We start from the raw sequence: 14831 nt of genomic DNA on the forward strand, positions 1-14831 counted from the left end.
GTAGATGTGTTCTGTATCACCATTTGGTAATTTCTTAGTCTCTACAAAGCGGTATTCTGGAATGTCTTTCTTATCGACTGTTCCTGGCTCACTTGGATATTTAGGAATTTCGTTTCCTTCTTTATCCTTGAATGATGTTTTAACTTTTTCGTAGATGTGTTTTGTATTTCCTTTTTCATCAATTTCAGTTCTAACAACATTATATCCTGGAATTGGTTCTGAAGGTTTAGCTCCATCTTTAGATGGAAGTAAATCTGTTTCTTTGCCATCTTTTTCGATAACTACAAATCTAGTATCTGGGCGAACTGTTGGAGTATATTTAGCTGTTACTGGTGTTCCGTTCTTATCAACACGTTTAACTGTTACTCCTGTAGCTTTTCCTACGAAGTTTGGCTCTGGAGTGAATGTTACTTTTCCATTTTCATCGATTGTATATGTTCCTTCGTTTGGTACTACTTTTTCAGTTGTTCCATCATCGAATTTTGGTTTTACATTTTCATCGATTGCTACTGGTACTTCTTTCCCGTTAAGTGTTACTTTTCCACCTGTAAATGTTGGTGTCCCTTCTTGAGATTGTCCTTTTGGACCTTCTGATTCAGCATCTTTAGAAGTTGGTGACACTGGGATTACTACTGGTGTGTATTTAGCTGTTACTGGTGTTCCGTTTTTGTCAACACGCTTAACTGTTACTCCTGCAGCTTGTCCTGTGAATGTTTTTTCTGGAGTGAATGTTACTTTTCCATTTTCATCGATTGTGTATGTTCCTTCGTTTGGTACTACTTTTTCAGTTGTTCCATCATCGAATTTTGGTTTTACAGCTTCATCGATTGCAACAGTTTTTTCTTGACCATTAATCGTTACTTTTCCACCTGTAAATGTTGGTGTTCCTTCTTGAATTGCACCTTGAACATTAGTTGTGATGACATCTGAACTTGTTGGTGTTGCTGGTTTTACAACTGGTGTGTATTTAGCTGTCACTGGTGTAGCATTCTTATCTTCACGTTGAACTGTAACACCTGTTCCTTTACCTGTAAAGTTCTTTTCTGGTGTAAATGTTACTATGCCGTCTGGAGTTACTGTATATGTTCCTTCACCATCGATAGTTACTGATTCAACTGGATCACCTGTTTTTGGATCTACCAATTTAGCTGGTTTATCTTCATCGATTGCAACAGTTTTTTCTTCACCGTTAACTGTTACTGTGCCACCTTCAAATGTTGGTTTACCTTTTTGAATTGAACCTTGAACATCTTCTGTTACAGTATCTGAACCTGTTGGTGTTACTGGTTTAACTGTTGGTTCATAAGTAGCAGTTGTTGGTGTTCCATTCGCATCTTTTGCTTGAACAGTTGCTGCTACTGGTGTACCTGTAAAGTCTTTATTTGGTGTAAATGTTACTTTACCTGTTGTTGGTTCAATTGTGTAGGTACCAACTGTATTTCCATCATTATCTTTTGCTGGAATTGTTGTATCATCTATTGGTTTTCCAGTTTCAGGATTTACTAATTTAGCTGGCTGATCCGCATCAATCTTCATAGGAATTCTTTCATCACCTGGTGTGAATGATGGAGTTCCTTCTTGTTTAGCACCTTGAATTCCTTCAGAAGTTGTTGGTGTTCCTGATGGTTCTACTGGTGTAATAGATGGAGTATAAGTTGTTTTTACAACTGTTCCATTTGTATCTTTTGCTTGGATCGTTACTGGCTCAACTTCACCCGCATACGTTTTATCTGTTGGTGTAAATACTGCATTCACTTTTCCATATACGACTTTAAGTGTATACGTACCAATCACATCACCTGCTGGGTTCTTCGCTGGAACTGAGTCTACTGCATTTTCATTTTCATCTAATAATTTAAATGAAGTTGTATCAATTGCTACTGTTTTTTCTGTTCCATTGATTTCCGTTTTACCTGGAGTAAATGTAACTTCTTTTGATTGTTCTACCCCTTGGATATCTGTTGAAGTAGCTGGTTCTGCTGTTGGAACTACTCCTACGATATGTGGAGTATATGTTGTTTTAACTGTTGTTCCATTTTCATCTTCTGCTTGTACGTTAGCTGGAACTACAGTACCTGTGTAAGTTTTATCTGTTGGTGTGAATGTTACTGTGTTAGTAGCTGGATTAATTGTGTATTCCCCAACTTTATTTCCATTTGCATCTTCAGCATCTACTGGAGTTCCAGCCATTACTGGATTTCCTTGTTTATCAAGTAAAACTGCTGAGTTAGGCTTGATTGCTACTGATTTTTCTACACCTTCGATTGTCGCTTTACCTGGTGCAAATGCTACAGTTCCAGATTGTGCTTCACCTTGGATATTTGATGATTCTGCTGGTGTAGCAGTTGGTTTAACTCCTACGATTGATGGAGTATATTTAGTTTCAACTTTAGTACCGTTGTTATCTTCTGCTTGTACTTTTGCAGGTACTACTGGTCCTACATAAGTCTTATCTGTTGGTGTGAATGTTACAACACCTGTTGCTGGGTCTACTGTGTATTCCCCAACTTTGTTTCCATTTGGATCTAAGGCTGGTACTGCCCCTTGAGCTTCAGTTCCATTAGCATTTAGTAATTTAACTGAACCTGCTTTAATTGGTACTTCTGCATCTCCTTCTGTGAATGTAGGTTTTCCTGTTTGAGTTTCACCTTGGAGTCCTGTTGAAGTAGCTGGCTCTGCTGTTGGTTTTACTGGTGTTACTTCTGGTGTGTAGGTTGTTGTTGCAGTTGAAGTTACCTTAGCTCCTGTTTTATCAACTCCGACTGGTGCTGTTAGTGATACTCCAATTCCTTTTGCTTTACCTGTAAATGTTGGAAGTGGTTGGAATGTTACTTCACCAGTTTCAGGATTAATTGTATAAGTTCCCTCTCCATCTACAGTTACAGTTTTAGCATCTGTAGGCACTTTTGTTACTGGATCGATGAGTTTTGCAGGACTAGTCGTACTTGGTGTAATAACAACTTCTGTAGCTTTTCCTGAATCAGTTTTGAATACTACAGTTTCTTTTTGTTCTTTACCTTGAACGTCAATAGAAGTTTTTGGTTCGCCTGTGATTTGTTTTGGCGTTACATTTGGAATGTAAACTGCATCCATAGTTAACTCTGTAGTTGAATGAATTCCTGTATTATTGTTTACAAGACCATTTTTCTCAGTTAAAGCTTTCCATCCTGTAGTTTGACCATTCGCATCTACTGCACGTAGGGCAACACCATCTGCTTTACCTACAAAGTTCGCTTCTGGAGTGAATGTAACTCCTGTATCTGTTACTTCATACTTACCTTGCCCTGCTTTTGTATACGTTTTAACAAGATTTCCATTATCACCAACAATCATAACACCTTCAGATTGTTTAACTTTAGTTGTTTCTAAACTAATTGAATTTCTTTGATTAGAGTAGTAAATCTTACCATATGAGTTGAAGGTTGTTTTTCCATTTCCAGAACCAACATTAGTTGCATCGTCACCTTCTGCACGGTTAACAAATTCAAAATCAATCGATTGTGTTTCCCCTTGTGCACCTGTAGTTTCTTCCTTATCTCCACGTGGAGGTAAAGCAACTTGAATTTGGTTATCTTCTACTTCACCATCAAAGGCGATTCCAACTGGCTTTTCAATTTGAGATCGTTCTGTTCCAATACGAACACGGAAGTTTACTACTTCTTTTGTCGTATCAACAATTTGTGTATTCGTAAATGTTAATTTTACTTTTTGATCTTTTTCAGTTACAGTGACAATTTCTGAAGCTTCACCTTCATCAAACTTACCATTGTGGTTAAAATCGATAAATCCACGTACATAAGCTGGCGCTGGTGCTCCTTTAAAGCTATCATTTCCATTTACAGAAGCCTTGATATTTACTTCATAGGTATTATCTGGACCTTTTACTAATTTTACTTCTGGTTCTCTAGTATCTACATTATTATGCACGTCCGCTGGATCAATTAATTGTTTAACACCTTCATCAGGGTTATCGTTCTGGTCATCTGAGTCAATTCCTCGAACACGTTTACCAGGAGCAGAGTCAATATCAGCTTTTTCAGTACCTAAGTATGGTTGTTGAATTTGTCTAATAGTATTTGTTTGTAAATCTAAAGTTTGAGTTTTTAAATAGTGTTCAGCTGTTCCATATGATTCTGGAAGATCACCAAAGTCTGAGAACTTAACCCCTACCATAGATGCTTGTTGTCCTGAAGCTAAAATATAAAACCCTACTTCTGTTACATTTGCTGTTGATACAATAGGAGTTGCATAGTTTCCTCCATTAGAATATGATCCGAAAACTTGTGATCCTAAACCTGCTGTTGCAGCATCTCTAGTAGCAAACATACCTGCTTCTACAGCTTTTACAATCTCTGGAGAGTTCCAAACTCTAATTTTATCTTTTTCGTTCATATTTTTGAAGTCAGGTGTTGGTAGATATTGTTTGGTTCCACGAGGTCCACCGATAACTCCTGCTAAATCCCATGGAGTACCATTCGTAGTATATATTTCCGCTTCTAATTTCCCAGCACTAATATCTTCTCCTGATGTCATAACAATACCAGGCTTAACTGGCTTACCATGATAAGTAGCTTCTACAGTGAATAATACTCCACCCATTGTACCATCGGCCGCGGATCCTTTATCATTTACACCAGTAAGTACCGTTTTAGCATTTCCAGTATTAATACCATTTCCTCTTTCCCTAACGTTAGTATAACTTGGGTGTTGAGAATTTCCTCCAATACCTGTTGCATTTTTAAACTTATTCTCTTTATATGGATCGTAAGTCCCTGCATGAGCTGTTCCTGCCACACGATTTTTATAAACCTCTGTTGATTCAAATGGTCTTAAAGCTTTTACAGTCATTGTAACTTCATAACCAGGAATCAATGTTTTTCTAAATTGTGAACCTACTTGAAGTTGTCCATTTTCTTTTAAATTTGTCCATGCTGTTTTATCAGAGAAGTTAATCCATTGAATTTGATCATTCAATTTAGAGATTTCAGCACGATCATTTTTTATCGGAACATCTGCTAATGAACTATATCCATGGTCGGCTAACCATTTTTTACCTGTTTCAGTAGTTGCATCTTTAAGACCTGTTGTTTGAGTTTCATCTAGGTTAACTGAAAACTTACCATCACGGCCGATTCCTGCATTTTTCAATTCATTGTAAACTGCAAGGATTGATTCGTTAAGGCGTTCCAATTGAGCATCTACTTGCTCTTTTGTGACACTCTTATCAGCCAAAAGGGCCTTAGTTTCAGCAAGAACTGCTTGGTTTTTAGCGACTGCTGCTGTAACTGCTGCCTTGTTTTCTTCTTTGACATCAGCCTTAGCAAGTTCTGTCTCAGCCAATTTGTTGGTTACTTCAGCTTCTGACGATACTTGTGTAAGAGCTGTTTTCGCTACTGAAAGAGCTGTTTCAGCTGGAGTTGCTTTCTTTTCAGCTTCTGCTTTAGCTGCTTCTTTTTCAGCCGCTTGTTTCTTATCGAAACCAGCAGTATTTGACTCAGTTACAACTGTGCTCAAAGCTGATACAGTCTCTGCTTGTGCATCTACATCAGCTTGGCTAGCATCTAATTTAGCTAGAGTTGCTTTAGCTGTTGCCAATACTTCCTTAGCTGAACTTACTACTGTATCATCTGCATATTTAGCAGTTGAAAGTTTAGACTCCAAAGTAGCAATACTTGCTTCAAGGATAGCCTTGTTTACTTTCTTAGCCTCTTCTGCTTTCACTTCAGGTTTTACAGTTTCTACTGTTTCAGCTTTAAGCTCGGCCTTTTCCTTGTCCTTAGCATCTTGACTAGGAGCAGGTGTTGAAATAGCTGTTTCAGCTGATTGTACTTCAGTCGCTGATACCGCACCGTTACCTAGGAACATCAAACCAGCTGCAATCGCTACTGATGCTGCTCCAAAGCTGTATTTACGAATACCGTAACGAATGTACTTCTCCGTTCTAAAATCTTGTTGTTTGCCTTTCATTGAGACTCACAACCTCCTTATGTTTTACTTTATTTTTATGTACTTAGCACAAAAAATCGGCATTATGAAACATTTAATATAACAATAATTTGCATGTCGAAAATTTGGAGACTATATACAACTTAATGATATCATATTCTCTCCTTACAAGCAAGTAGTTAGGCTTTAAATTTACACTATAATAAATATATTTTATTTTTTAAACTTATTTTATTATTTATACTAATAAATATATTTTATTTTTAAATATTCATCCTCTTTTTAGTAATATTAAAAGCATTTTTTACCATTTTTTATCGAATATTAGCAAATCCATTTTCGGAAAAAAATTGGAAATTTCAAAAAACCAATGACTTTTACATCATTGGTTTTCTGCTATATTCGTTTATCAGATAGATTTAATTAATCTTCTTTCTTCTTGCGAGCTACAAGTCCAAATCCACTCAAGACTCCAAGAAGTCCAAGTGCCGCAAGACGGGCATTGTCTTCTGTACCAGTATTTGGCAACTCTTTTTGACCTTCAACATATTTAGGTGTTGCTGGTTGTTTTGGTTGCTCAGCTACTACTGGCATGTCTGGAGTTACTGGTTTCTCAGGGCTTGTTGGCTCTTGTGGAGAAACTGGTTGTACTGGTTGACTTGGTTCAACCGGTCTTGGAGTTGGCATCTCAACTTTCTTGAAGATATGTCTGATATTTCCATTTGGATCTGTCACAGTCTTCACATATTCATAACCTGGAATTGTTCCTGGTTCTTTAGAACCTGGTTCCATTGGTTTCAATGGATTTCCTTTTTCATCTGTCCAAGTTGTTGTAATTTGTTTACCTGGCTCTGTTTGAGGAATAAGTGGTGTTGAAACTTTCTCATAAACGTGTTCTGTATCGCCGTTTGGTAATTTCTTAGTCTCTACGAAGCGGTAGCCTGGAATGTCTTTCTTATCTACAAATCCACTTTCTTTGTCTTTGATTTCGTTACCATCTTTATCTTTGAAGAATGTTGTTACTTTTTCGTATACGTGTTCTGTATCTCCGTTTGGCAGTGGTTTTGTTTCTACGAATCTGTATCCTGGGATATCTTTCTTCGGTTGTTTTCCTTCTTCTGTTGGATAATTTGGAATTTCTTTTCCTTCTTTATCCTTGAAGAAGGTTACAACTTGTTTATAGATATGTCTAGTGTTTCCGTGTTCGTCTGTTACTGTTTCTACATAACGATACTCAGGAATATCTTTCTTCGGTGTTGTTCCATCTTCGCTTGGATATCCTTTAATTGGATTTCCATTTTCATCTACAAATTCAGTATCCGGACGTACTGTTGGTGTGTAAGTAGCAGAAATAGTTTTACCTAATTTATCTTTTCTAACGACAGTTATACCATCTGCAGTACCTGTGAATTCTGGGTCTGGAGTGAATGTTACTTTACCATCTTTATCGATTGTATACGTTCCTTCTCCTTCTACCACCCTTGTAGTTGTTCCATCATCAAACGTAGGTGGTACATCTAAGTCAACATCTCCTGTGAATTCTGGAGTTTCAGATTGAGGAGTATTCTTAGGTCCTTCTGAAGTTTTGTCTACAGTCGCTGTTACTGGTGTTACTGTTGGAGTGTATTTAGCCGTTACTTCTGTTCCGTTTTTATCTACACGTTGTACAGTTACTCCTGTAGCTGTTCCTAAGAATTCTGGTTCTGGTTTAAATGTTACTTCGCCAGTCTTAGGATCAATTGTGTATGTTCCTTCGCCTTCAACTGTTACAGAATCAACTGGATCTCCTGTCTTAGGATCAACTAGTTTAGCTGGTACATCCTTATCAATTTCAACAGTTTCTTCTTTACCGTTGATTTTCGCTGATCCACCATTGAATACTGGTGTTCCTTTTTGAGTTTGACCTTTAGGTCCTACTGATGTTTCATCTTCTCCAGTTGGTGTTACTGGTAGTACTTTTGGAGTATACTTAGCTGTTACTGGTGTTCCATTCTTATCAACACGTTGAACTTCTACCCCTTCTCCTTTTCCAGTAAATTGTGGTTCTGGTTGGAATTTCACTTTACCATCTTCAATTGTGTATGTTCCTTCTCCAGGAATTACTACTGGTTCATCAGTTGGTTCTCCTGTTTCTGGATCAATCAGTTTAGGAGCCTTTGTTTCATCAATCTCAACAGTTTTTTCTTCACCGTTAACCGTTACTGTTCCACCTTTGAATTCTGGTAATCCTGTTTGTGGTTTACCTTGAATATCTTTAGATTTAGCTGGTGTTGCTGTTGGAGTTACACCTTTCACTTTAGGTGTGTAGCGCGCTTGAACTGTTGTTCCGTTCGTATCTTGACGTTGAACAGTTACACCTGTCGCTTGTCCTGTGAAGTCTTTTTTCGGAGTGAATGTTACATTACCATCTTTGTCGATAGTATAAGTTCCTTCTCCTTCTACTACAACTTCATCTGTTAGTTTTCCTGTTTCTGGATCGATTAGTTTCGCTGGTACTTTATTGTCGATAGGGAATTCATCATCTCCACCTTTGAATACTGGTGTACCTGTTTGCTTAGCACCTTGAATATCTTCTGATGTAACATCTTCTCCTGTTGGTTTAACCGGAGTTACTGTTGGAGTGTATTTAGCTTTTACAGGTGTTCCGTTTGTATCTTCACGTTGAACTTCTACACCTGTAGCTGTTCCTGTGAATTGTGGTTCTGGTTGGAATTTAACTCTTCCATCTTCGATTGTGTATGTTCCTTCTCCTTCTACTACAACTTTGTCAGTTGGCTCTCCTGTTGTTGGATCAATTAGTTTTGGAGCTTTTGTTTCATCAATTGGAACAACTTTCTCTTCACCGTTAATCGATACTGTTCCACCTTTGAATTCTGGTAATCCTGTTTGCGCTTTACCTTGAATATCTGTTGTTTTAGCTGGTGTTGCTGTTGGTTTAACAGGTTTAATGTTAGGTGTGTACGTAGTTCTTACTGGAGTTCCGTTCATATCTGCTGCTTGAATCGTTACCGTCGGAACTTTTCCTACGTATGTTTTGTCTTCTGGTGTGTATACTGCAACTGGATCTTTACCAGGCTCTTTTACAAGAGTATACTTACCGATTACTTTATTAGGATCTTTTGGATCTTTTACAACTACTTCATCAGTTGGTTTTCCATTTTCACCTACTAATGTAACTGAACCTGGATTAACCGGAACTGGATCTGATTTAATTGGGTTTCCAGCTGGATCTTCTAAGTCTGCAGTTCCACCTTTGAACGTAATTGGTTGTTTTTGAGTTGCACCTTGTACATCAGTTGATTCAGCTGGCTTAGCCGTTGGTTTAACTCCTACGATTACTGGAGTATAATCAGCTGTTGCCGGTGTATTGTTTTTATCAACACGTTGAACTGTTACTGGTTGTACTGGCCCTACATAAGATTTATCTATTGGTGTGAATTTCACTTCTCCTGTAGTCGGATTTAAAGTATACTTACCGATTACATTTCCTTCTGGATCTTTCGCTGGAAGTTCATTTGAAGGAACAGGTTTCTTCGTTTCTGGATCTAGTAATGTTGCTGGAGCATCGTAATTAATCGGCACTGCTTCATTACCTGGTTTAAAGTAAGGTTTACCTTTTTGTTCTTGACCTTGTACTCCTGTAGTAATGTTATCGAATCCTTCTGGTACTACTGGTTTAACAATCGGTGTGTATTTCGCTGTAGCTGGTGTTCCGTTTGTATCGACACGTTTTACAGTTACACCTTTAGCTACACCTGTGAATTGTTTTTCTGGTTGGAAGTGAACTGTTCCATCTGGATCTACTGTGTATGTACCTTCTCCTGGTACTACTTTTGTAGTCGTTCCATCTTCGAACGTTGCAGGTACTTTATCGTCGATTGGGAATTCCGGATCTCCTTCGGTAAATTTCACTTTACTTTGTTGAGGTAATCCTTGAAGGTTTGTAGTAGTTTTATCTTGTCCTTCTGGTACTACTGGAGTAACAGTTGGAGTGTAAGTTGTTTCAACTTTTGTTCCGTTTTTGTCTGCCGCAGTTACTTTCGCTGGATCTGGTGTTCCAGTGAAGTCTTTATTCGGTTGGAATGTAATCACTCCAGTTTCTGGGTCTAAAGTATAAGTACCCACTTCTTTTCCATCTTTAAGAGCTGGCATTGTTGTGACTTCTGCACCTGTTGGGTCTACAAGTTTGATTGTCGACTTATCGATTGGTGCTGATTTGTCACCTTCTTTGAACATTGTAGTCGCATCTTGAGTTTGTGGTCTGCCTTGTTTTCCAGAAGTTTCTTTAGGTTCTGCAGTTGGTTCTACTGCTTCAACTTCTGGCGTGTAATCTCCACTAGATGTAACTTCAACTTTGTTTCCTTCTGAATCAGTTGCTGTTACAGATACTTTTACTTCTACCCCTTTCGCTTGTCCTTTGAAGCTTGGTTCTGGAGTGAATGTCACTGCACCTGTTGTTGGGTCAATAGCGTATGTTCCTTCTCCTTCAACTACAACCTTACCTTCTTCATTAGCACCTTCTAATGAGTACTTAGCTGTTGTCCAGTCTACGTTTGTATTATCTGGAGTATTCGCTGTTGTATTTAATGCTGAGAATCTTTCACTTCCTGGAATTGAAGTTTGAACTTGACCTTGTTTTCCAGTTGTTTTATCATCTTTTGGTTTAACACCATATACTGTTGGTGTATAAGTCGTTGTAGATTCTACTACTACTGGTTGACCGTCATCTCCTGTAATTGTTACGTTAGCTGCCACTGTTAATGGTTTAGCATTACCGATAAAGCCTGGTGCAGGTGTAAATGATACTGCTCCTGTAGTTCCATCAATAGCATACGTACCTTCTTCAGTCGTTACAGAATCTGTTTTCTTACCTGATACTGGATCTACTAGTTTGTAGTCAGATACTTCTGCATTATTTGGTAATCCAGTCTTGAATCCTGTTTCCATTGAATCAGTTTGTTCTTGACCTTCTGCACCAGATGATTTTTCAGGTTTAGAAACTACGATGTAGTAAGTTGTTTCTGCAACTGCGTCTTCTGTAACTTCTCCAGCATCTGTTTTTCCTACTGTTGGAGTTGTTACAACACCGTTTGAGTCAACAGCTCTTACTGTTACTTTGTAAGATCCGTATTGACCTAATGTATAAGCTGCAACTTCTGGATTTGATAAGTTTTCTGCAGCTTTTGTTTTTAATGCTGTACGTGCTGCTTCTACCGCTTTTTCTGCTTCTAAAGCTTCTTGACGACTTGAAGTAACTTTCGCTGTTAATTCAGGAAGTTTTCCTTGAGCTTCTTTTAATTTCTCATCTAAGCTAGCTTTGAAGTCTTTTACATCTTTAAGTTTCTTTTCAGCTAAGTCTTTCGCTGTTACAGAAATTGTACGAAGTTTTAGGTTCGCTAATGCTGCTTCTGCGTCTGCAATCATTTGTACTTGACGGTCTACTTGTTCTTGAATACGAGCTAGTTCATTTTGTGCCGCTTGAGCCTCTTCAATTGCCGCTGCTGCTGCTTGTGTTTTTTCTGCAGCTGTACGTTGTGCTTGAATATAAGCTTTTTCTTCCGCATCTGCTAAGTTAAATTCTTTCTTCGTTCCATCTGGAGCTGTTACTGTTAACTTAGTTTTGATAGTTTCTGACTCAGCATCATCTGAATTGTCATCAATCACATCTTCAAATTCTACATTAGCTTTAGGAGATTTTAGTAAATCTACAGAGTTATCTTTTGTTTCAGCATAGCTTGTAGATGAAGCAGTCGGTTTATCATTTTGGATAGATGCTACATCATTTCCAATTGCTTCACGATAAGATACATACCCTTTGAATCCTGAAGATGTTTCAATTGACCATCCTGCATTAGATTCTTTAGCTGTTACTGTTGAACCGTCAGAAGCTGTCCATTGTTTTGTTGCTGAATCATACTTCACTGTAACAATAAGGCCTTGTTTATCAGCTGTTTGTTCTCTTGGCACAGCTGTAACTGTACGAGTTACGTCTCCTACTGCAGTTACTTCACCATTTTTACGAATTTCTGCTACTTTATCAATTAAATTAGCTGCTGAAGAAGTTGCATTCCATGTACGTGTAAATTCATAAACAATAAAATCAACATCTCCATTTGCTTTTGCATCTGTATATACACGACGTTCTGTTAAAGTTGATGTTCCGTCTCCATTATCTTTTAATACGTATGCATCTTCATTCGATAGTGTATACTTACCTGTTGCACGGTTAAATGTCGCTGTATAAGATTTTCCAGCTGCATCTTTTACTGTCGCAATCTCACGTTGAATATCTGCACGAACTTTATCCGTAGAGGCTTTAGCTTCAATACTATTAATTCCAACATATTGTGTTGAATCTGAAGTTACAGGAAGATTGAATTTAGTAGGTGCTGTTGTTGAAGCATCTGCTAATTGATCGCCTTCTTTTACTGCTTTATTCGTAGTTCCTGCGCCTACAGTCCATTTTCCATCTTTGACAACTAAGTTTGTTACAGTCCCATCAGGCATCGTGATTTCTGCTTTATTTGCTCCGTTTGATACTGTTACAGGAACTTTTGTTGCATAAGCTTCTACGTTAGATACTGTAATTTTTGGTGCTACTGCAATTGTAATATTTTCGTGAGCTTCTTGCCCGTCCATATTCCAGTCAACATTCTTAGCGTTTGTAGCGTTATTGTAGTCTTTTGCTAATGCAGCTACAGTATAGATTCCAGCTTCTGAAGCTGTTCCATGAATTTTCCCTGTTGTCGGATTATAACTTAATCCTGGAATTACGTCTGCAACTGAAGCGTCTTGACCTGTGTAAACACCATTTAACGTAGTATGAGCATTAACTGTTTGAGGTGATGTCATTGTTCTTATTTTTGTTCCATCAATAGCTGTAAATGTTGCTGCTTTTGATGTAGATGGAGCAGTTTTAGAACCTGCTACTACTTTAGAACCGTTATCTGCATACACATATCCAGCTCTTTCATCTTTATTCATTCCCTCGTTATCTACATATTTAATGTCATGGTCTACTTCATCTCCGATTGTAACCATTTTAGATGTTCCTAAAATAGATGGAGCTGATGAGTCTTGCCAGCCAATCCAACCAGCTGTTAAATCACGGAAAGTAACCTGTTGAGATTGTCCATCTTTTTCAACTGTTACGATATAACGCATATCATAAACACCATTTTGAAGGTTAGATGCTGCATACCCTTCTACTGTGTCTGTTTTTTCATTATACCCAGTACCTGGAATCAAGTTACTAAGGTCAATTTTTTTAATCGAATAGCCTGCTGCCTCTGCTTCTTGTGATAAACTGAAACGTTTTTTCACATCTGTAATATATACATAGTGAGTTCCTTGTTCGTAAGTATAACCATAAATTTCAGTTGCTAGGTACTCGTAAGGTCCACCCGCTCCCCAGGTATTATTACCGTTATTTTTTCCACTAGCACGAACTTTACCTTTCCATAAAAGTGCTTCTTTTGCTAGTTTTTGAGCTTCAGTTTTTGATAAAGGAATATCTGTACGTCCACCTACATCTGGTCTTCCACTGTTAGCTGCTCCAATTTCTGTATTTTCTGATTGGTATCCGTGAACGTATATTCTATATTTATCGTTACCGTCTAATGTTTTATATGATTTACCTGTAGCTGTAAGAAATTCACCGTTTTCTTTTCTTAACTCTGTTGAATTTCTAGTGTATCCTTCATCAGCTGATAACGCTACACTATAGTTACCATCACGACCAATTCCTGCTTTTTTAAGTTCACTGTATACTGCAAGAATTGATTCATTTAAACGTTCTAATTGAGCCTCTACTTGTTCCTTTGTAACGCTCTTGTCAGCTAAAAGTACTTTTGATTCGTTAAGTACCGCTTGGTTTTTAGCAACCGCTGCTTCAACTGCTACTCTATTTTCTTCTGATACCTCTTTTTTACGAAGTTCTGTAGCAGCAAGTGTATTAGTTACATCAGCTTCTGATGAAACTTGTGTCAAGACAGTTGTTGCTTCAGAAACTGCTTTTTCTGTTGGTGTAGCGTTTCTTTCTGCTTCTGCTTCTGCTTTTGCTACCTTGTCTTTATCAGCCTGTTCTTTCTCTAATCCAAGTTTATTTGATTCAGTTACAACTGTTCCCAATGCAGAGAGAATATCTTTTTGGATATCTACCTCTTCTTGCTTAGCTGCTTCATTTGCTAAAACAGCTTTTGCAGTAGCTAAGGCTTCACGAGCATTGGCTATAACTGAAGCGTCTGCATTCTTAGTAGTTGAAAGTTTAGATTCTAAAGTAGTAATACTTGCTTCAAGAACAGCTTTATTTACTTTTTTAGTCTCTTCTGCTTTAACTTCTGTTTTTGCTTCCGTAGTTTTTCCAATTTCTGACTTTACGTCTTTGGTATTATGATCAGATTTTTCAGCTAGAGTTGCTGTTACGGTAGTTTCCGCACTTTGTACCTCTGTCGCTGAAACTGCTCCATTTCCTAAGAACATCAAACCAGCCGCAATCGCTACGGATGCCGCTCCAAAGCTATATTTACGAATCCCATAACGGATGTATTTTTCTACTCTAAAATCTTGTTGTTGCTTGCCTTTCATCGAGACTAACAACCTCCTTTTATTTTCATCATGTTAGTTAAAAATTTCCCAAAAAATCCCTCCTCAATTTTTTCTTAACTGAGAGGATAATTTATCTAATTCACAATTAACATGTATATAAATAATATCACATCTTATCTCATTACACAAGATATTTGATTTATAATTTTTCAAAAAAATAACAATTTTCTAAGTAAAATTTAGGTAACATTTTACTTGAATTATCAGCATTTTATAAGGGTCATAATTTTTAAAATTGTCGCTTTTGTTCCTATTTTCTGAATATTTTCTACCCTCTT

At 37.6% G+C, this 14831-nt stretch carries 2 protein-coding genes; both read right to left on the reverse strand.

The annotated features are described in order from the left end of the window. Window positions 1-5967 (reverse strand): GEVED domain-containing protein (locus tag O3599_RS04425; RefSeq protein ID WP_371512127.1); only part of this gene is annotated, 5967 nt, incomplete at its 3' end. A 402-nt stretch (window positions 5968-6369) separates the two neighbouring features. Then, window positions 6370-14532 (reverse strand): Ig-like domain-containing protein, encoded by an 8163-nt coding sequence (locus O3599_RS04430; protein WP_371512129.1) that lies wholly within the window; start codon window positions 14530-14532, stop codon window positions 6370-6372. Window positions 14533-14831 lie beyond the last annotated feature (299 nt).

The organism is Streptococcus sp. 27098_8_103 (genome assembly GCF_041432345.1).
In the GTDB taxonomy this organism is placed as follows: domain Bacteria; phylum Bacillota; class Bacilli; order Lactobacillales; family Streptococcaceae; genus Streptococcus; species Streptococcus mitis_BV.

Excerpts from the sequence above, each read along its gene's own strand:
- O3599_RS04430 (WP_371512129.1), bottom strand. The coding sequence starts at position 14,532 with ATGAAAGGCAAGCAACAACAAGATTTTAGAGTAGAAAAATACATCCGT.